At 55.5% G+C, this 17,842-nt stretch carries 18 protein-coding genes; 5 read left to right on the top strand and 13 right to left on the bottom strand.

All coding sequences use genetic code 11. The annotated features are described in order from the left end of the window. Positions 1-266 precede the first annotated feature (266 nt). The 6 genes from EV680_RS04670 to EV680_RS04645 all read right to left on the bottom strand — a co-directional run bounded on the left by EV680_RS04670 (position 267) and on the right by EV680_RS04645 (position 6,979). Positions 267-914, bottom strand: a complete 648-nt coding sequence (locus tag EV680_RS04670; RefSeq protein WP_132953581.1) for a phosphatase PAP2 family protein — start codon at positions 912-914, stop codon at positions 267-269. A gap of 529 nt (positions 915-1,443) precedes the next feature. Beyond that, positions 1,444-1,947, bottom strand: coding sequence for a GNAT family N-acetyltransferase (locus EV680_RS04665; protein WP_132953580.1), 504 nt, complete (start codon positions 1,945-1,947; stop codon positions 1,444-1,446). Between the two features lie 54 nt (positions 1,948-2,001). Further along, positions 2,002-2,547 carry an isochorismatase family protein gene (locus tag EV680_RS04660; RefSeq protein ID WP_132953579.1) on the bottom strand — a complete coding sequence of 182 codons (546 nt, stop codon included), beginning with the start codon at positions 2,545-2,547 and terminating at the stop codon, positions 2,002-2,004. Positions 2,548-2,873: 326 nt separating this feature from the next. Then, the gene (locus tag EV680_RS04655) at positions 2,874-4,109 is read right to left on the bottom strand and encodes a transferrin-binding protein-like solute binding protein (protein ID WP_132953578.1); all 1,236 of its coding nucleotides are present in this window, start codon (positions 4,107-4,109) and stop codon (positions 2,874-2,876) included. A 248-nt stretch (positions 4,110-4,357) separates the two neighbouring features. Continuing rightward, a complete protein-coding gene (argJ, locus tag EV680_RS04650; protein ID WP_132953577.1) occupies positions 4,358-5,578 on the bottom strand; it encodes a bifunctional glutamate N-acetyltransferase/amino-acid acetyltransferase ArgJ in 1,221 nt (406 codons plus the stop codon). Further along, positions 5,579-6,979 carry a chloride channel protein gene (locus tag EV680_RS04645; protein WP_132953576.1) on the bottom strand — a complete coding sequence of 467 codons (1,401 nt, stop codon included), beginning with the start codon at positions 6,977-6,979 and terminating at the stop codon, positions 5,579-5,581. It lies immediately after the preceding gene. Between the two features lie 417 nt (positions 6,980-7,396). Here EV680_RS04645 and dtd point away from each other — a divergent pair, with 417 nt between their 5' ends. Further along, positions 7,397-7,858, top strand: a complete 462-nt coding sequence (gene dtd / locus EV680_RS04640; protein ID WP_132953575.1) for a D-aminoacyl-tRNA deacylase — start codon at positions 7,397-7,399, stop codon at positions 7,856-7,858. A 76-nt stretch (positions 7,859-7,934) separates the two neighbouring features. Here the strand turns inward: dtd and EV680_RS04635 are convergent, their stop codons facing one another. The 3 genes from EV680_RS04635 to pmbA all read right to left on the bottom strand — a co-directional run bounded on the left by EV680_RS04635 (position 7,935) and on the right by pmbA (position 10,720). Beyond that, positions 7,935-8,426, bottom strand: coding sequence for a disulfide bond formation protein B (locus EV680_RS04635; RefSeq protein WP_132953620.1), 492 nt, complete (start codon positions 8,424-8,426; stop codon positions 7,935-7,937). Between the two features lie 44 nt (positions 8,427-8,470). Continuing rightward, on the bottom strand, positions 8,471-8,791 hold the full coding sequence (locus EV680_RS04630; protein WP_132953574.1) for a hypothetical protein: 321 nt from the start codon (positions 8,789-8,791) through the stop codon (positions 8,471-8,473). 600 nt (positions 8,792-9,391) lie between these two features. Then, on the bottom strand, positions 9,392-10,720 hold the full coding sequence (gene pmbA, locus EV680_RS04625; protein WP_132953573.1) for a metalloprotease PmbA: 1,329 nt from the start codon (positions 10,718-10,720) through the stop codon (positions 9,392-9,394). A 115-nt stretch (positions 10,721-10,835) separates the two neighbouring features. On the opposite strand from pmbA, the gene EV680_RS04620 reads away from it, so the two are divergent. Continuing rightward, positions 10,836-11,846 carry an NADP-dependent oxidoreductase gene (locus EV680_RS04620; protein WP_243650335.1) on the top strand — a complete coding sequence of 337 codons (1,011 nt, stop codon included), beginning with the start codon at positions 10,836-10,838 and terminating at the stop codon, positions 11,844-11,846. 108 nt (positions 11,847-11,954) lie between these two features. Next, positions 11,955-12,509: a ribosome biogenesis factor YjgA gene (gene yjgA / locus EV680_RS04615; protein WP_132953572.1), complete on the top strand. Its 555-nt coding sequence runs from the start codon at positions 11,955-11,957 to the stop codon at positions 12,507-12,509. A 188-nt stretch (positions 12,510-12,697) separates the two neighbouring features. On the opposite strand, the gene EV680_RS04610 is transcribed toward yjgA, so the two are convergent. From EV680_RS04610 to glnK, 3 genes are all read right to left on the bottom strand, one after another. Continuing rightward, positions 12,698-12,802: an ammonium transporter gene (locus EV680_RS04610; protein WP_132953571.1), complete on the bottom strand. Its 105-nt coding sequence runs from the start codon at positions 12,800-12,802 to the stop codon at positions 12,698-12,700. A 374-nt stretch (positions 12,803-13,176) separates the two neighbouring features. After that, a complete protein-coding gene (locus tag EV680_RS04605; RefSeq protein WP_424580111.1) occupies positions 13,177-14,454 on the bottom strand; it encodes an ammonium transporter in 1,278 nt (425 codons plus the stop codon). A gap of 77 nt (positions 14,455-14,531) precedes the next feature. Continuing rightward, positions 14,532-14,870, bottom strand: a complete 339-nt coding sequence (gene glnK, locus EV680_RS04600) for a P-II family nitrogen regulator (RefSeq protein ID WP_132953569.1) — start codon at positions 14,868-14,870, stop codon at positions 14,532-14,534. Between the two features lie 605 nt (positions 14,871-15,475). Here glnK and EV680_RS04595 point away from each other — a divergent pair. Next, positions 15,476-16,321 carry a GNAT family N-acetyltransferase gene (locus EV680_RS04595; RefSeq protein ID WP_132953568.1) on the top strand — a complete coding sequence of 282 codons (846 nt, stop codon included), beginning with the start codon at positions 15,476-15,478 and terminating at the stop codon, positions 16,319-16,321. A gap of 78 nt (positions 16,322-16,399) precedes the next feature. Here the strand turns inward: EV680_RS04595 and EV680_RS04590 are convergent, their stop codons facing one another. Beyond that, entirely contained in the window at positions 16,400-16,876 is a 477-nt protein-coding gene (locus tag EV680_RS04590; protein ID WP_132953567.1) for an FxsA family protein, read from the bottom strand. A 218-nt stretch (positions 16,877-17,094) separates the two neighbouring features. Here EV680_RS04590 and EV680_RS04585 point away from each other — a divergent pair, with 218 nt between their 5' ends. Further along, positions 17,095-17,784, top strand: a complete 690-nt coding sequence (locus EV680_RS04585; protein WP_132953566.1) for a peptidoglycan DD-metalloendopeptidase family protein — start codon at positions 17,095-17,097, stop codon at positions 17,782-17,784. The last annotated feature ends 58 nt before the right edge of the window (positions 17,785-17,842 follow it).

Raw genomic sequence — 17,842 nt, 5'->3', positions numbered from 1 at the left:
TTGCTTGGTGATATGGTGGAATGCATAAAAAAGTGATACAGCGGGTAGGTTGGGTTGTAAACCCAACAAATCTACAAGCCGTCTGAAACCTTGGTTTACCAACCCAACCTGCGCTGTGTAGAGTGCAGTTTTGTGCCACTTTTTCTTGCATTTCAATATGGTTGGCAACCTTCATCGGTGCCTGTTTGATAATATCATAATATGGCAACAGGCCGTCTGAAAAAAGATTCAGACGGCCTGTTTTCCCGACGGCAAGCCCGGTGGCATCACGCGTGCGGCAGCCGCCGATACATCACAATATGCAGCCCCAGCACGGTGCTCATGCCGGTGATCCAGCCCACCAGCACATCGGTAGGATAATGCACGCCCAGCACAATGCGCGATAAACCCATCAGCAGGGCAAAAGCGGCCGCGGCGGCGATAATCAGGCCGCGGTGCGGCGATTGCCAATAAACCAGCACCACCACCGTGGCCAGCGCGGCGGCAAACGTGCTGTGGCCGCTGGGAAACGATGCGCCGGTTTCCTGGATAATGCGCGGCCAAAATTCGGGGCGCGCTCGATTGAAAAACTGCTTGGCCACAAACATCACCGCCGTGGGCAGCGCCGTGCCCAGCAGGATAAACACCGCCCAGCTGCGGTGGCGGCGCAGGTAATGCCAAGCGGCAAAAAGCATGGAGAGCACCACGGCCACGGGCGTGCTGCCGATATAGTGCAGCGCCACTGCAAGCGGCGTGAAAGCCGGGCCGATATGGGTGTGCACCCACATCATCAGCGGCTGCTCGAAAGCAAAACGCTCTTGCGCCAACACTTCTTCGGCAATTTCACCGGCAATCAAAAGCGGAATCACAATGCCGAGAAAAAGCACGGCCAAGCGCTCGGGCGCGGGCAGATAGCGGCGGATAAAAGAGAGCATGGCAAATCAGGCGTGAAAAAAGCGGATATTATACCAAACCCTGAAATAAGATAAGCGCCCCGCCGCGACGGGCTGCCGCCGAGCGGGGAGGCCATACAGTGAAATGCAAGAAAAAGTGATATAAAACTACGCACTATAACAGGTAGCTTGGGTTGATAAACCCAACGTTTCAGACGGCCTGTGGCTTGTTGGGTTTTCAACCCAACCTACCCGTTGTGTCACTTTTTCCTACACTCCACTATATGTTCGGCCTCGCGGCCAAATGTCGGATTCGAGAATCCGACCTACAAAGGCTACGCGCTATAACAGGTAGGTTGGGTTGCCAAACCCAACGTTTCAGACGGCCTGTGGCTTGTTGGGTTTTCAACCCAACCTACCCGTTGTGTCACTTTTTTTTGCATTCCACTATAGCAGCGGTTCAAACCCGCAAACCCTCGTTATACCATCATTGCATGATATGCCGAGGCCGTCTGAAAGGTTTCAGACGGCCTCGCTTGTGTTTGCCGGCAAAAAGGTTAATCTGCGCGGCTCAGGCCACCACTCGTTTGCCCAAAATCACAATATCCGCTTCCTGTGTTTCCAAATCGCACACCCGCGGCAGGCGGCCCCATTCTTGGAAGCCCAGCGTGTGAAACAGGCGGATGCTGGCGTGGTTGTGGCCGAAAATCACCGCCAAAATATTGCGTATGCCCAGCGAGGGCGCTTGCTCGAGCATATATTGCAGCAAGATTTTGCCCACGCCCACGCCGCGCATATCGTGGCGCACATACACGCTGATTTCCACGCTGATGTGGTAGGCCGGGCGCGCGTAATAATCGCTGAAGCAGCCCCAGGCGAGCACTTCGCCATCGGCATTGCCCAGCACATATAAAGGCCGCGCGCCGGTGTGGGCATCAAACCAGGCTTGGCGCTCGGCCACGCTCACGGGCTTCAAATCGGCGGTTGATTGGCGGCTGGCCACCGTGCTGTTGTAAATCTCGACGATGGCGGCCAAATCGTGCGCTTGGGCGCGGTTTATGGTGTAGGGATGCATGGTTTTTCCTGCACAACACAGGCCGTCTGAAAGATTTTCAGACGGCCTGCGGGCTTATTGAATCAATTTCGACACGGTTTTAAAAGCGGGGTGTTTGGCATCGGCCAGCAATTGAAACAGCACGCTTTCCACATTCGACACCACCGCACCCGCCGCCGCCATTTGCGCCAGCGCATTGGCTTTGTTGGCCGGGTCGCGCGAAGTGGTGCATTCTTGCGCCACATACACGCCCAAGCCTTCCGCGCGCAAATCCAGCACCGTTTGCAGCATGCACACATGTGCTTCAGCGCCCACCAAAATCACATTTTGCGCACCTAGGCGCTTGATTTCGGCGGCCACTTCATCGGTAAGGGCGGAAAAGCGCGTTTTTTCAAACAGCGGCACCGCATCGCCCAACAAAAGTTTGATGGCTGCCACGGTGTGGCCTAAGCCTTTGGGATATTGCTCGGTAATCACAATCGGCACATCCAGCGCCTGCAAGCCTTGCAGCAACACACGGCTGCGCTCGATAGCCGCATCGGCATGATGCAGCGCAGGCACCAGCCGCTCTTGGATATCTACCACGATGCACACGGTGTTGTCGGGGGTTAAACGGTTCATATTTTCTCACTTTGCCAAATGGTTTTTATGGTTTCATACCCATTCTAAAAAATAACCTTACAAAATAAAAGCAGTTCGGCAACATCATCCGCGTAGGTCGGATTCTTGAATCCGACATTTGGCCAACGGCCAAAGCGATGTGCGTGCCTTGTTCTGCGAACAAGTGTCGGATTCGAGAATCCGACCTACAGGCTGCCTGTTTGTATATTATTTTTTGAATGGGTATCAGAGCCTCCTTAATATAGCGGATTGCGCCGCCGGCTGACAAGCACAGTAAAAGCAGGCCGTCTGAAAAGCTTTCAGACGGCCTGTGTGATGATGCGGGATTATTGCTTGCTGGCGCCGAAGCTGCCCTTAAAGGTGGGGAAATCCCATATTCCTGCTGCTCGGCCGCTGAACACGCCTGAAAGCTCTTGTGCCTGCGGGCCGTAAAAACCACCTTCTGTATATACGCCTACATTGTAATTGCTTGATTTATCAAAATAAGCTGTGTCTCCGCTGAAGGTGTTGCCGTTGATCTTGGCTTTGAATTCCACCGACGACATATAGTCTTCTTTATCCGCTTTCAAATTGCCGGAAAGGGTTTTGGCGCCGAAATCCACGTTAAAGCGGGCATCATAGCGGCTCGGTGCAAAGGAAGTCGGGGATGAGCCATAAGAAACCAAAGCATAGCCGCGATAAACAGCCTTGCCTTCAACCGGCATAGCGTCTTTCCCGGCCAGTTCGGTGGGTTGGCCGTGGGCGAAAAAGTATTCTCTGCCGACATAATCGCGATCATCATCCGGCGGATAAAAATACACCCAACCATAGCGCGCATAGTTTAAATGTTTGCTCGCCACGGTTTTTTGAATAGGCTCGCCATCGCGGTTGCGCCGCCAGTTGTAATACATTTTGCTGTGGTCGGTGACCGCTTTATTTTCATCATCTTTGGGATCAATGCGCCTATAATCCGGCCCGGCCATGCCGGCAACACAGCCTTGTCCGCTGAAATAGCAGGCGGGAATCAGCGTGATTTTTTCGCCGTCAAGCAGCACGGTGTTGATGTTGTCGGATTGCAGGGGTTTGTGGCGCTGCTCATATTTTACATCGGAGGATTCCACACTCTCCCATTCCTTGTCGACAAGTGTGCGCAACAAATTGCCCTGCACATCGGAAAGATCCGGATCGGGTGCGGGTGTGGGATCGGTTGGTGTCGGATTGGCATTGCCGGCACCGGGGCCAGTGGGGATGTCGTTGCCATTGCCGTTGCCGGGGTTGGTCGGGGTGGTAGAGCCATTGCCGCCATCAGTCGGCGAAGTGCCGATATTGCCGCCGCCCGTGCCCGGATTGGCATTGCCGGCACCGGGGCCGGTGGGGATGTCGTTGCCGCTGCCGTTGCCGGGATTGGTCGGAGTGGTGTTGCCGTTGCCGTTGCCGCCACCACCGGGTGATGTGCCGATATTGCCGCCGCCCGTGCCCGGGTTGGCATTGCCGGCAACGCCGGGGCTGCTGCTGCCAGAGCTGGAGCAGGCGGCCAGCGATAAGGCGGCAAGGCAGGATGCGAGTAAGTTTAATGGTTTCATTTGGTTTCTCCCGATAGCAATAATTTCAGAGGTAAGTTTATGTTTTTAATGCCGATACGTTATTGCAAACCGCATGGCAATATTATATTTAAAGTAAATGCTCTGCAATGGTTTTGTAGGGCTTGGTTAAGGTGTGTCATTCAGGGTTTTATGTTTGGCAATGATTCGGCAGGTTTTGCCGCCCGATAATGAAACAGGCCGTCTGAAAGCTTTCAGACGGCCTGTCGGTGGGTTTGCCGATTTATGGCTTATGAGCGGTAATCCGCATTAATCGCCACATATTCTTTCGATAAATCGCAGGTATACACGGTGGCGCCGTGGCTGCCGCGCTGCAAATCCACGCGCACGGTGATTTCGGCGGGCGCCATCACGGCCTGGCCGGCGGCTTCGGTGTAGCTCGCGGCGCGGCCGCCGTGCTCGGCCACCAGCACATCGCCCAGGTAAAGGCGCACTTTGTCGGTGTCCAGATGCGGCACGCCCGAGTAGCCGATGGCGGCGAGAATGCGGCCGAGATTGGGGTCGCTGGCGAAAAAGGCGGTTTTCACCAGCGGCGAGTGGGCGATGGCATAGGCCACTTGGCGTGCTTCGGCGCGGCTCTCGGCATTTTCCACTTGGATGGTGATGAATTTGGTGGCGCCTTCGCCATCGCGCACAATGGCCTGCGCCAGTTCGAGCGCGAGGCTGCCGAGCATGGCTTTGAGCTGTTCATAGCGCGGGTCGGCAATATTGTCGATTTCGTTTTGGCCGCTTTTGCCGGTGGCCACTACCACGAAGCTGTCGTTGGTGCTGGTGTCGCCGTCTACGGTGATGCTGTTAAACGATAAATCGGCGATTTCCTGCGTGATCATTTGCAGCACCGGCTGCGACACTTTGGCATCGGTAACGATAAAGCCGAGCATGGTGGCCATATTCGGGTGAATCATGCCGGCGCCTTTGGCAATGCCGGTGGCGCGCACGGTGTGGTTTTGGCCGATTTTGGCCTCGCGGCTGGCGGCTTTGGGCACGGTGTCGGTGGTCATGATGGCGCGGGCGGCATCGCTCCAATGCGCGGCTTTCACGCCGGGCAGGGCGCGGATGATTTTTTGCGCCGGCAAGGGCTCGAGAATCACGCCGGTGGAAAAGGGCAGCACCTGCTCGATGTCGCAGCCCACTTGCGCGGCCACGGCTTCGCACACCGCCAGCGCATCTTCGCGGCCTTGTGCGCCGGTGCCGGCATTGGCGTTGCCCGTGTTGATCACCAGCGCGCGGATGCCGTTTTCATTGGTTAAATGCTGTTTGGCAATGTGCACCGGCGCGGCGCAGAAGCGGTTTTGGGTAAACACCGCGCCCACGCTGTTGGCCTTGTTGAGCACAATCAGCGTTAAATCGTTGTGGTCGGGCTTTTTCACACCGGCCTGGCCGATAAACACCTGTGCGCCGTCCACAGTTAAAATTTCCGCCGCTTCTTTTTCTCGCAAATTCACTGCCATTTACTGCTCCTTTTTCTCTGCGCGGGCAAGCTTGGCCTGCTCCGCATATTCTTCCTGCACCCGCTGCCGAAAGCGCGCCGCCGCCGCATGGTAAAACGGCTTGGGTGAAAATTGGCGCGACACCTGAGATGCAAAAATAGCACCAATCAAGAGCCAAAACAACAAATTCTGCCCGCCGGTCATCTCCATCACAATCACACTGGCAGTGAGCGGCGATTGGGTGGCTGCCGCCAAAAAAGCCGCCATGCAGATCAGCACCAACACATTGGCGCCGGTTTCTAGGCTGGCAAATTGGGCAATCTGCTGGCCTATCATCGCGCCCACGCTGAGTGCCGGCGTGAAAATGCCGCCGGGAATGCCCGCCCAATAAGACAACACCGTGGCCGCCCATTTGGCCAGCGCCACGCCCGGCGGCGCTTCATACATGCGCCGCAGCGCGCCCGAAGCCTCGTGATAGCCGGTGCCGAAAGTCTGCCCCTGATAAACCGTGCCGATGGCCGCCAGCAACAGGCCGATAATGCCCGCCAGCAAAAGCGGATGGCGCCGCATCCAGCTGCGCCAGCGCTCCGGCGCCGCCCAAACCGCACCTTTATAGAGAAAACGGGCAAACAAACCGCCGGCCACGCCGCACACCAGCGCACACAACAACACCCACACCAGCATATTCGGCAGCGCCTCGCCGTGAAAGCCCGAAAAATAAGGGTTGTTGCCCTGCACCGCCACCTGGATAAAGCCCGCAGCCAACACGCCGATAAAAATCTGCCGCTCCCAGCGCAGCATCACCCCGCGCCCCAGCTCTTCAATCGCAAACACCACCCCTGCCAAAGGCGCATTAAACGCCGCCGCCAAGCCGCCCGCCGCACCGGCGGCGAGCAAATCGTTTTCCTGCAAGCCCTTAAAAGCCAGATTGTGTTTTTTGCACCACGAGCCCCAAGCCAGCATCACCGCCGCGCCCACCTGCACCGAAGGCCCTTCGCGCCCGATCGACGCCCCCGCGAGCATGCCCAAAAACGTGAGCGGAATTTTCAGCATCGTTTGCCCCAGCTGCACCAGCCGCGTTTTCTGCGCCCCGTAAGGCAGCGAGAGCGCAGCGAGCACCTGCGGAATGCCGCTGCCCGACGTGTAGGGCGCAAAACGGCGCGTGAGCCACACAATCAGCGGCAGCCCCAAAGGCAGCGCGAGCCAGGCATACCAAGGATATTGCTGCACCCAGTGTGCATTTTGCTCCAACGCCCAATCGGCCATTTTGGCAAACACCAGCGAAGTGAGCGCCACCAGCGCCGCACCGGCCAGCAAAAAAGCAAATGCCGCCGTTTTGCGCGACAAACGCTGCGTTTGCACCAGCTTGTGCGCCAGCTTTCGGCCGAAGCGCCGGCCCGCGTTTGAAAAAGAAGATTTCATTGTGTTTATTCCATGAAAACCGTGCCGTTTTCAGACGGCCTGATTTATGGAGGCTCTGAATCACTCATGATAACGGCTTTTACCGCCCTTTTTACGCCATGCCGCGTTGGGATTTTGAGGAAATAGAACCTCTATAGCTTCAAAAAAACGCCTTGCCCCGCATCAAAATGCCGGCAAAATCCATGCACCAGAGTTGTTCAGAGCCTCCTTCTATTCGGTAAATCCGCAGCAAAAGCAATGATGCAGGCCGTCTGAAAGCATTTGCCAAACATTCAGACCCAAGCCGCACAAGCGCTATTATGAACAGATTTTGCCCAACGATAAACCGCCGCCGCGCCGCCGATGCCAATGGCTTGCCAAACCCCGCGCCGCTGCCTACACTGGCGCTTTCATTACTTTTCTTTATTGGGAAACCCAATGCGTGCCGTTATCCAAAAAGTGAGCCGCGCCCACGTTGATGTGCTGGCCGGCCAAAACCGCGAGCGCAGCGGCCAAATCGAAGCCGGCCTGATGGTGCTGCTGGGCGTGTGCCATGCCGACACCGAAGCCGATGCCCGCTATATCGCCGACAAAATCGCCGGTCTGCGCATTTTCGAAGATGAAGCCGGCAAACTCAACCGCTCCGTGCAAGACATCGGCGGCGCCGTGCTGCTGGTGTCGCAATTCACCCTTTACGCCGATGCCCGCAACGGCCGCCGCCCCTCATTGAGCCAAGCCGCCCGCCCTGAAGCGGCCGAGCCCTTATACGAAACCGTGGCCGGGCTGCTGCGCCGCCACGGCCTTAACGTGGAAACCGGCCGCTTCCAAGCGCATATGCAAATCGATTTGTGCAACGACGGCCCGGTCACGCTCTTGCTTGATTCGCAAAAATTGTTTTAGTTTGCTTAAAAAACACAGGCCGTCTGAAAGGTTTCAGACGGCCTGTGGCTTATCATCAATAATATTTGATATTTACTTAGAGCTTGCGGCTTTTCCACCACACGCCCCACACCAGCAGCAACACAAAGCCGAAATAAAGCACGCTCCACACCGGCAGCGCCACGCCGAGGAAATAATCGGGCACGGCGCAATCGCCAAAGCCGCGCACCACCGGCTCCCATAAATCAAACAGCGGCCAGTCGCGCAGGCGGAAGGTCCAGGGCGCGCCGCAAGCCGGCGCCATGCCCGGCGGCAGGCTTTGCAGCCACAATTGATACACCGCCACGCCCGCGCCATACAGCGCAGGAATGCTTACCAGCAAAGCGCTTATGCTGCGGCCGGCGCGGCTGCGTTGGGCGGAAAACGCGGCCAAGAGCGCCACCACGCCCACCGCAATCACCGACACCCGCTGCAAAATGCACAGCACGCAAGGGTTTAAGCCCAGCACATATTGCGAGAAAAAAGAGCCGATGGCGGTGAGCACCGATAAGCCCACGATGCCCCACAGGGTTTTGCGGAAAAGATTCATAATTGAGCGGTTCACAGCTTTGCCTAGGGTTTGTTCACATTTCATCACGCGGCAATCTTTTGGCTCAAAAACGCGCCTGCTGCGTTGAAAATGCTCGCAAGGTGTTCAACCTTGCTGTGCTTTTCGCCTTGCAGCCACGCTTTTGCGCTCAAAATCTTACTCGCGGATGAATTGTGAATAGACCCTAGCGGCAAGGCCGTCTGAAATAAAATAACAAAGAAACAGGCAGTATAAAAGCTTGCCCCGCCTGCTGCCAGCTTTTCGGCAAGAAAATCTGATTTGGCACAAGATGGCGCAACAAGATGCAGGCCGTTTGAACATTCAGACGGCCTTGACGCATGGAAAACCAAGCTTTCAGTTGCCATCTTGTTTTTGAACAAGCATCGGATTCAAGAGTTTGATCTGCATTTAAAGAAAGGCCGAGGCCTTTGAAAAATACCTTTTCCGTCGCTCCTGCGTAGGCAGGAGCCCGGCCTGAAGCGCAGTTTCAGTTGTCGCTCAGGTAGCCACCATCAATACGGAATAATCAAGTATTTGATTTAATATATAGTGAAATACTTAAAAAAGTGCCACAACGGGTAGGTTGGGTTGCAAACCCAACAAAACCTGCAAACCATAAGAAACGTTGGGTTTGCAACCCAACCTACGCCGCTGTGACTTGCTATAGATCCAGATCCGGCAATTAAAACTTGAAGATTTTAAAAATACAACCTATTGAAAATAATAGAATTTAATAAATAAAAGTTTCAATTTTTAATTGCCGTTTCTATAGGTTGTATAAGTTTTTCATTCATTCCACTATAGAATTTATTATTTTGTGAAATATGTGAGGCAAGCAAAGCGCTGCTTTGCACCGGGCATCCGCCTGCGCGGCTGCGTCAGATATTGGGTTTTGCAAAAGTTTCAGGCCGTCTGAAAACTTTTTCAGACGGCCTTTTTTTCTTTAAATGATGGCAAACCCGCGCTCAAGCGCCGGCCACGGTCATTTCTTCCACCAGCACCGAGCCCACTTTGTGCGCCGAGCGTTTGAGCGCATCATCGGCCACGCCGGCGATATGGCGATACATATCCTGCAAGCGGCCGGCGATGGTGATTTCTTGCACCGGATAAGCGATCACGCCGTTTTCCACCCAAAAGCCGGCCGCGCCGCGTGAATAATCGCCGGTGAGCATGTTTACGCCTTGCCCCATCAATTCTGTAACCAAAAGGCCGCTGCCCATTTGCCGCAGCAAATCGGCCTGGGTGGCGCAGGTGTGGTTGAGGTGCAGGTTGTGGGCGCCGCCGGCGTTGGCGGTGGTGCGCATGCCGAGCTTGCGGGCGCTGTAGCTGCTGAGAAAATAGCCTTGCACGCGGCCGCCTTCAATCACAAAGCGCGGTGCGGTGGCCACGCCTTCGGCATCGAAATAAGTGCTGCCCAGCGCGCGCGCGATATGCGGCTCTTCGCGCAAATGTAGAAATTCGGGCAGAATCTGCGTGCCGAGGCTGTCGGTTAGAAAGCTGCTTTGCCGATAGAGTGCGCCGCCGGAGAGGCCGCCGACCAAATGGCCGATCAGGCCGCCGGCCACGGTGGCGTCAAACAGCACCGGATAATTGCCGGTGGGCAGGCTTCTGCCGCCCAAGCGGCGCACGGTGCGCTCGGCGGCGGTGCGGCCGATGGCTTCGGGCGTGTCTAAATCGGTGTGGCTGCGGGCGAGGTCATACCAATAATCGCGCTGCATGCCGCCATCATCTGCGGCCACCACGCTGCACGACATGCTGTGGCGTGAGCCTTGCGCGTGGTGCAAAAAGCCGTGGCTGTTGCCATACACATATTGGTAATGGCCGGCATGCACGCCGGCGCCTTCTGAATTTTCAATGCGCGCATCGGCGTCAAGCGCGGCTTGCTCGCATTGTTGCGCCAAGGCGATGGCCGCTTCGGTGGAAAGCGGCCATTCGTGATAGGTGTCCAAATCGCCGAATTCGGTGGCCATCAGCTCGGCATCGGCTAATCCTGCGCAATCGTCGGCGGCGGTGTAGCGGGCGATATCTAGCGCGGCGCGCACGGTGTCGGCCAAGGCTTGCTGAGAAAAATCGGCGGTGCTGGCGCGGCCTTTGCGTTGCCCCACATACACGGTGATGTCGAGCGATTTGTCTTGCTGGTATTCGATTTGCTCGATTTCGCCCAGCCGCACCTGCACATCTTGCCCCACTGATTCGCTCAAATCGGCTTCGGCGGCGGTGGCGCCGCCTTGTTCGGCCAGCCGGAGCGCTTGTTTGCAAAGTGCGGCCAGCTCGTTTTTCTGATGATTAAACATGAATATTCCCAGCGTGTGATTGCGCTTATTTTAACTGCTTTCCTGCGGCGGCGGCAAAAATGTGGCTATCGGCGTTATAATCTTTGTCCAATTATTTTTTCGATGGAGCTTCGCCATGACTACCATGAAAGCCATGCTGATTGAGCGCTACGGTAAACAACAGCCCTTGCGCTTGGCTGATGTGCCCGTGCCCGCAATCGGCGAACACGAAATTTTGGCCGAAATCCACGCCGCCAGCGTGAATCCGGTGGATTTCAAAATCCGCGACGGCAAGCTCAAATTGCTGCTGCATTTCGATATGCCGCTGATTTTGGGCAACGATTTTGCCGGCGTGGTGCGCGCCGTGGGCAGCAAAGTGCAGCGCTTCAAAGTGGGCGACGCGGTTTACGGGCGGCCGCGCAAAAGCAATATCGGCACCTTTGCCCAATTTATCGCGGCGCATGAAGACGACATCGCCCCCAAGCCTGCCAACCTTTCATTTGAAGAAGCCGCATCGGTGCCGCTGGTGGGGCTCACCGCTTATCAGGCTTTGCACGATTTGATGCATTTGCAGGCGGGGCAGAAAATTCTGATTCAGGCCGGCGCCGGCGGCGTGGGCACGTTTGCCATTCAGCTGGCCAAAAGCATGGGCGCTTATGTGGCCACCACTGCCGGCGAAGCGGGTGCGCCGTTGGTGCAGTCGCTGGGTGCAGACCGCATCATCAATTACCATCTCGAAAATTTCGCCCAAGTGCTGCATGATTATGATGCCGTGCTCGACACCTTGGGCGGAGAAGCGCTGTTGCAATCTTTTCAAGTGCTGAAGCCCGGCGGCATGGTGGTGTCGGTGTCGGGCATACCCGATGGCCGTTTTGCCCGCGAAAACGGGCTGGGTATGTTCAAAACCCTGCTGCTGAGCCTGGCTTCGGCCAAAATCACCCGCCGGGCGCACCAAAGCGGGGCGGCTTACCGCTTTTTGTTTATGCACCCCAGCGGCGAGCAATTGCGCCGCATCACAACCTTGATTGAAACGGGCAAAATCGTGCCGGTTCTCGATCGCGTGTTTCCCTTTGCCCAAGCCCAACAAGCGCTCGATTATGCCCAGAGCGGGCGCGCCAAGGGCAAGATTGTGGTGAAAATCAAATAAATGCCCGCAAACAAAGCTTGAGGCCGTCTGAAAAAGCTTTCAGACGGCCTCAAAAATATCAGGCTTGCTGTGTTAAAATAAGCGCCATCACTCCAACGGAATATCAATATGAGCGAACAAAATCCGCAAGAATGGGTGAGCAAAACCCGCATGAAAAAGCAGATGAACGATTTGCAGGATTTGGGCGTGCAGCTCACCCGCCTATCGGCCGACACGCTGAAAAAAATCGGCCTGCCCGAAGATTTGCTCGAAGCGCTGCTGGCGCACAAAAAAATCACCGCCAATGGCGCGCTCAAGCGCCAAACTCAATACATCGGCCGCCTGATGCGCGACATCGACCCCGCCCCGATCGAAGCCTATCTGGCCAAGCTGCGCGGCGACAACACCGCCCACAACGCCTTGATGCAGCGCATCGAGCAGGCGCGCGAGCGCTTGATTGAGCATGATGACGCGCTCACTGCCTTTATCGCCGAATATCCGCAAGCCGACGCCGGCGCTTTGCGCACCTTAATCCGCAACACCCGCAAAGAGCGCGAGCTGGGCAAGCCGCCGAAAAATTTCCGCGCGCTGTTTCAAGCGCTGCGCGAGATTATGGACTACACCCCCAATGAGCTGCCCACGCCTTTTGTGGCCGATAATGCTTTTGACACCGATGAAGATTGATGTTTAGTTTAAAAAAAACAAGCCTTTATCATTTCATTCATCATCAAAAGGCCGTCTGAAAAAGTTTCAGACGGCCTTTTGATGATTTTCTTTATTGCGCTGATTGATCCGAGCCGGGCTTCTACCCATTCAAAAAAGTAAGCTAACAAGGCGAGACAACGAAGTTAGGTTACTTTTTTGGATTGGTATTATTCCACGCGCTCGCCGTGCACATTCAAATCAAGCCCTTCGCGTTCCACATCTTTTTCCACACGCAAGCCGCCGCAAATGGCCGACACCGCTTTCAAAATCACAAAAGCCCGCAGGCCGTCTGAAACGTTGGGTTTGGCAATTCAATCTATTTCTGATGAAGATTGATTTTTATATTAATAAACAATGTTTTATACCAATTCGAAAAAATAATATACAAACAGGCAGCCTGTAGGTCGGATTCTCGAATCCGACACTTGTTCGCAGAACAAGGCACGCACATCGCTTTGGCCGTTGGCCAAACGTCGGATTCAAGAATCCGACCTACGCGGATGATGCCGCCGAACTGCTTTTATTTTGCAAGGTTATTTTTTCGAATTGGTATTATCATTTAATTTATCATCAAAAGGCCGTCTGAAAAAGTTTCAGACGGCCTTTTGATGATTTTCTTCATTGCGCTGATTTATCCGAGCCGGGCTTATTCCACGCGCTCGCCGTGCACATTCAAATCAAGCCCTTCGCGTTCCACATCTTTTTCCACACGCAAGCCGCCGCAAATGGCCGACACCGCTTTCAAAATCACAAAAGTGGCCACACCGCTATACACCACGGTGGTAAGCGCATCTTTCACCTGGGTAAACAATTGCGCGCCCACGGTGGCATCGCCGCCGAAAATCTGGTTGCTGAAAAAAATGCCGGTGAGAATCGCGCCGATGAGGCCGCCGAAGCCGTGAATGCCGAACGCATCGAGCGAATCATCGTAGCCCAGTTTGCGCTTCAGAATCACCGAAGCCCAGAATGCGCCCGCAGCCGTGAGCACGCCGATGGCCAGCGCACCTTGCGGGCCCACAAAGCCGGCTGCCGGGGTGATGCCCACCAAGCCCGCCACCGCGCCTGAAGCTAAGCCCAAGGCGGAAGGGCGGTGGCCGGAAATTTTTTCGCACGCCAGCCAAGTGAGTGCGGCAGCGGCGGCAGCGATTTGAGTAACTGCCATGGCCATGCCGGCAGAAGCATCGGCCGCCACCGCAGAGCCTGCGTTAAAGCCGAACCAGCCCACCCACAGCATGGCCGCGCCCATCAAGGTGAGCGCCATATTGTGCGGCGGCATGGCTTCTTTGCCGTAGCCGATGCGTTTGCCCAGCACAATGGCCGCCACCAGCCCGGCCACACCGGCGTTGATGTGCACCACGGTGCCGCCGGCATAATCGAGCACGCCGCCTTCACCCATAAAGCCGCCGCCCCACACCCAATGCGCGGTGGGCACATACACCAGCAGCACCCACAAGCCCGAAAAAAGCATCATGGCCGAATATTTCATGCGCTCGGCAAAGGCGCCGGTGATGATGGCGGTGGAAATAATGGCAAATGTCATTTGGAAAAACATAAACACCGTTTCGGGAATGCTGCCCGCATTAGGCGACACCGTGCCGATTTTTTTGTGCAAATCCAGCCCCATGCCGCTTAAAAACACACGGTCGAGGCCGCCGATAAAGGCATTGCCGGGTGTGAAGGCGAGCGAATAGCCGATTGCCATCCACAACACGCTCACCAAGGCGGCGGCAGAAAAGCTGTGCATCATAGTGGAGAGCAGGTTTTTCTTGCGCACCATGCCGCCGTAAAAGAGCGCGAGGCCCGGCAGCGTCATAAACAAAACCAGCGCGGCAGAGGTCATCACCCAGGCCGTATCGCCCGAGTTGATTGCGCTCAAAGGTTTCCACCAATCATCGGTGCCGGCGGCCATAGCGGCGGCCGGCATAATCAGAAATGCGGCGCTGAACAGGCGTTGGATATTTTTCATCGCGGTTTTCCTTTTCTTGTATTTTTGAAATTAAGTTACACGGCAACATCGCCGGTTTCGCCGGTGCGGATGCGGATAACCTGGTCAACCGGACTGATGAAAATTTTACCGTCGCCCACTTTTCCGGTGCGCGCTGTTTCGATAATCACCTCAATCACGCGCTCGATCTGATCATCGGAGAGCACGATGTCAATCTGGATTTTCGGCAAAAAATCGACGGCATATTCAGCGCCACGATACACTTCGGTGTGGCCTTTTTGGCGGCCGAAGCCTTTTACCTCGGTAACGGTCATCCCTTGAATACCTATGTCGCTCAAAGCTTCGCGAACATCATCGAGCTTAAACGGCTTAATCATGGCGGTTACTTTTTTCATGATGCTTCCTTTTTGGAATGTCAACAATCGATTAAAAAATGCACAGGCTCAACCTTACTGATAAAGCCACCGGTTCGCAATAGGATTGTTGACAATTTGGTAGGGTAAAAATTAAATTAGCAGCAATCTGCGTTAAATTCCGCCGGCCTTGTCTGTAAATTTATTTCCCATGCTTGATGCAAGCCAATTTATTCTTAAAAATAATAAAATGTTGATATTTTATTGAGAAAATTGGTTTTCAGACGGCCTGATTGGCGCGAAAATAGCGGCATGGCCACTTGAAAATAGCCGGCGATGAATGTGGGGAAATTTTTAAAATGAAATAAAGCAACAGCCAAAAGCCGCAGGCTGCACAATATTTTGGAGCAGGCGCGGCATCGGGTATAATTCGGCTGATTCAAGCGGCCGTTGCCTGAGAAATGCTGGCAAAGCGCATATGGCAAAGCGCATATGGCGTGCCGCATGGCGCAGGCAGTGCAGCCACAGGCGGCTCTGATGCGATTGTGCAGCCCTGTGTTTTGATATTTTTGATATGATATATAGAACTGTTTGCGCACCATCGCCCGGGCGCTCAGTCGTTCAACCTTACCTTTAGAGAAGCGCTCATGTTAGTTTGCAACCCTTATGAAATCGTGATTCACGGCACCACCAGCAAGGGCAAAACCTTCCGCCCCAGCGATTGGGCCGAGCGTTTGTGCGGCATTTTGTCTTCATTCGACAAAGGCAACCGGCTGGCCTACCACCAATGGGTGCGGCCCATGCTGGTGGATAAGGTGCGCTGTGTGGCGGTGGATAAAAAGCTCGAAGAAATCAACCCGGCCATGTTCCGCTTTTTGATGGATTTCGCTGCCGACAATGATTTGCGCGTAATGGATTGCAAAGCGCTATTGGATGAGCGCAGCGAGCAGGCTGAGGCGGCGGCCGAGTCGAAAGTGTCGCTGGCGCAGGCGATTGAAGAGAAGCAGAGCGCCGAAGAGCAGGCCGCGCGCCAAGAGGCCGGCGTGCCCGCCGGCAGCGTGCTGCGTGAGATTGAAGCCGGTGAAACGGCCGTGGCGTTTGGCGCATTGAGCGTGCTGCGCCCCATGCTCACTGATGTCAACCGCTTTGTCGAGCAAGTGAATAATCTGCAACGCAGCCAAGGCTACCGTTTGCTGGGCATTTTCGAAGAAGGCAAAACCAATGCCGTGGCTGTGTGCGGTTTCCGTGAAGAAATCAATTTGGTGAGCGGCCGCCATATCCATATCGATGATGTGGTCACCATTCCGCAAAGCCGCGGCAAAGGTTATGCCGCGCGCCTGTTGGCAGAAGTGCGCCGCATCGCCGAGGCGGCAGGCATTCAGCAGATTCACATCGATTCCAATGTGGGCAGCGATCGCACCCAGGCGCACCGGCTTTATTTTGAAAACGGCTATGAAATCAGTGCGCACCATTTTGTGCACAAGCTCGATTGATTTGAGTAATGGTTTGGAACACGGAAACAGGCCGTCTGAAAACTTTTCAGACGGCCTGTTTCAATCGGGCAGGATGATTTAATCGCGCTTGTGTTCGATATAGTCGGGCTGTTTCGGCGCCGGTTTTTCCTCCGGCTCCACCGTAAATTCGCCCTCGATAATGTCGCCCTCATCGTTGCGGCGCGGCTGGCGGAAAGTGCCTTGCGCGGTAAACATGCCGCCGGTTTCGGCAATCGGCCGGCCTTTAATGGGCAAAAGCAGAATCAGCGCAATCAGCAGCGACACAAAGCCCGGGCTCATCAGCAATAATGCGGCCACGGTGTAGCGTATCGGCCATAAAAGCTGATACATCGACACCTCGCCGCCGCTGCGCATGGCCGCGCCGGCGAGCAAAATGCCCGACAAACCGGTGTTGCGCAGCATCATCACGCCGGCAATAAAGCTGACAATCATCAAAAGCAGCGTGATGCCGCCGCCCAGCCAGTCGGCCACCCACACGATAGACATGATTTCCAGAAAAATCAGCACCAAAAAGCCGATACCGAAAAAGCGCATAATGGTTAATCCTTTTATTTTTTTGAATTTCGAGCCGTAAACATAATGCCCGCCGCGCCTGCTTTCAAGCGCGGCGGGTGTGAAAACGGGTAAATTGCCCGCGCATCGTGCGCGCGCCGCCGCGCCGGGTGTGGCGTAAAAAAAGGTAAAGCTGCTGCAATCGGCGGCGTTTGGCTGTCGGACACGGGTCAGGATTTGTTATTCTTATCTTCATGAACATGAAATATTCCGTTTTTTCTTTGAAAGCCGTTGTGCTGGCCGCCGCCGTGGGCATATTGAGCGCCTGCGCCGGCAGCGCATCCACAGGCCCCGTGCCCGAAGGCTACTACCGCGTGCAGCCGGGCGACAATCTCTACCGCATCGGCCTGCGCTTCGGTCAAAGTGTGAACACGCTGGCGCGTTGGAACAATCTGCGCGACACCTCGCAAATCGAAGTGGGACAGGTATTGCGTGTGCGCAGCGGCAGCAGTAGCAGCGCCAGTCGCAGCACGAGCAGCAGCGGCAGCCGCACAGCCACCACCGTAGCGCCGGTGAATCGTTTGAATATGCAATGGCCGGTGGCAGAGGGCAGCCGCAATATTATCGCCAACTACAACGGCACCACCAATAAAGGCATCGACATCGGCGGCACGCGCGGCGAGCCGGTGAAGGCGGCGGCCGCGGGCAAAGTGCTTTATGTGGGCGAGGGCGTGCGCGGCTATGGCAAGCTGATTTTAATCAACCACAACAGCAGCACGCTCACCGCTTATGCACACAACGACGCGCTGCATGTGCAAAAAGACCAAGCCGTGCGCGCCGGCCAAACCATCGCCACCATGGGCAGCAGCGACAGCGATCGCGTAAAGCTGCATTTCGAAGTGCGCATCAACGGCAAAGCGGTGAATCCGATGCCGTATCTCAACCGCTGAGTGAAGCCGATTTGCGGTGAAAACCAAAGGCCGTCTGAAACATAAATCGTTCAGACGG

The organism is Uruburuella suis, from assembly GCF_004341385.1.
In the GTDB taxonomy this organism is placed as follows: domain Bacteria; phylum Pseudomonadota; class Gammaproteobacteria; order Burkholderiales; family Neisseriaceae; genus Neisseria; species Neisseria suis.
The sequence above is the reverse complement of the archived record's forward strand: the minus strand, read 5'-3'. Positions and strand labels throughout refer to the sequence as shown.

Bases quoted from the DNA above. Each gene is read 5' to 3' on its own strand.
- yjgA (WP_132953572.1), top strand. From the start codon at position 11,955: ATGAGCGAACAAAATCCGCAAGAATGGGTGAGCAAAACCCGCATGAAA.
- EV680_RS04590 (WP_132953567.1), bottom strand. From the start codon at position 16,876: ATGCGCTTTTTCGGTATCGGCTTTTTGGTGCTGATTTTTCTGGAAATC.
- EV680_RS04585 (WP_132953566.1), top strand. From the start codon at position 17,095: ATGAAATATTCCGTTTTTTCTTTGAAAGCCGTTGTGCTGGCCGCCGCC.
- EV680_RS04605 (WP_424580111.1), bottom strand. From the start codon at position 14,454: ATGCCGGCCGCCGCTATGGCCGCCGGCACCGATGATTGGTGGAAACCT.
- EV680_RS04630 (WP_132953574.1), bottom strand. From the start codon at position 8,791: ATGGCAACTGAAAGCTTGGTTTTCCATGCGTCAAGGCCGTCTGAATGT.
- EV680_RS04595 (WP_132953568.1), top strand. From the start codon at position 15,476: ATGTTAGTTTGCAACCCTTATGAAATCGTGATTCACGGCACCACCAGC.
- EV680_RS04655 (WP_132953578.1), bottom strand. From the start codon at position 4,109: ATGAAACCATTAAACTTACTCGCATCCTGCCTTGCCGCCTTATCGCTG.
- EV680_RS04635 (WP_132953620.1), bottom strand. From the start codon at position 8,426: ATGAATCTTTTCCGCAAAACCCTGTGGGGCATCGTGGGCTTATCGGTG.
- dtd (WP_132953575.1), top strand. From the start codon at position 7,397: ATGCGTGCCGTTATCCAAAAAGTGAGCCGCGCCCACGTTGATGTGCTG.
- argJ (WP_132953577.1), bottom strand. From the start codon at position 5,578: ATGGCAGTGAATTTGCGAGAAAAAGAAGCGGCGGAAATTTTAACTGTG.
- glnK (WP_132953569.1), bottom strand. From the start codon at position 14,870: ATGAAAAAAGTAACCGCCATGATTAAGCCGTTTAAGCTCGATGATGTT.
- EV680_RS04665 (WP_132953580.1), bottom strand. From the start codon at position 1,947: ATGCATCCCTACACCATAAACCGCGCCCAAGCGCACGATTTGGCCGCC.
- pmbA (WP_132953573.1), bottom strand. From the start codon at position 10,720: ATGTTTAATCATCAGAAAAACGAGCTGGCCGCACTTTGCAAACAAGCG.
- EV680_RS04645 (WP_132953576.1), bottom strand. From the start codon at position 6,979: ATGAAATCTTCTTTTTCAAACGCGGGCCGGCGCTTCGGCCGAAAGCTG.
- EV680_RS04660 (WP_132953579.1), bottom strand. From the start codon at position 2,547: ATGAACCGTTTAACCCCCGACAACACCGTGTGCATCGTGGTAGATATC.
- EV680_RS04670 (WP_132953581.1), bottom strand. From the start codon at position 914: ATGCTCTCTTTTATCCGCCGCTATCTGCCCGCGCCCGAGCGCTTGGCC.
- EV680_RS04620 (WP_243650335.1), top strand. From the start codon at position 10,836: ATGACTACCATGAAAGCCATGCTGATTGAGCGCTACGGTAAACAACAG.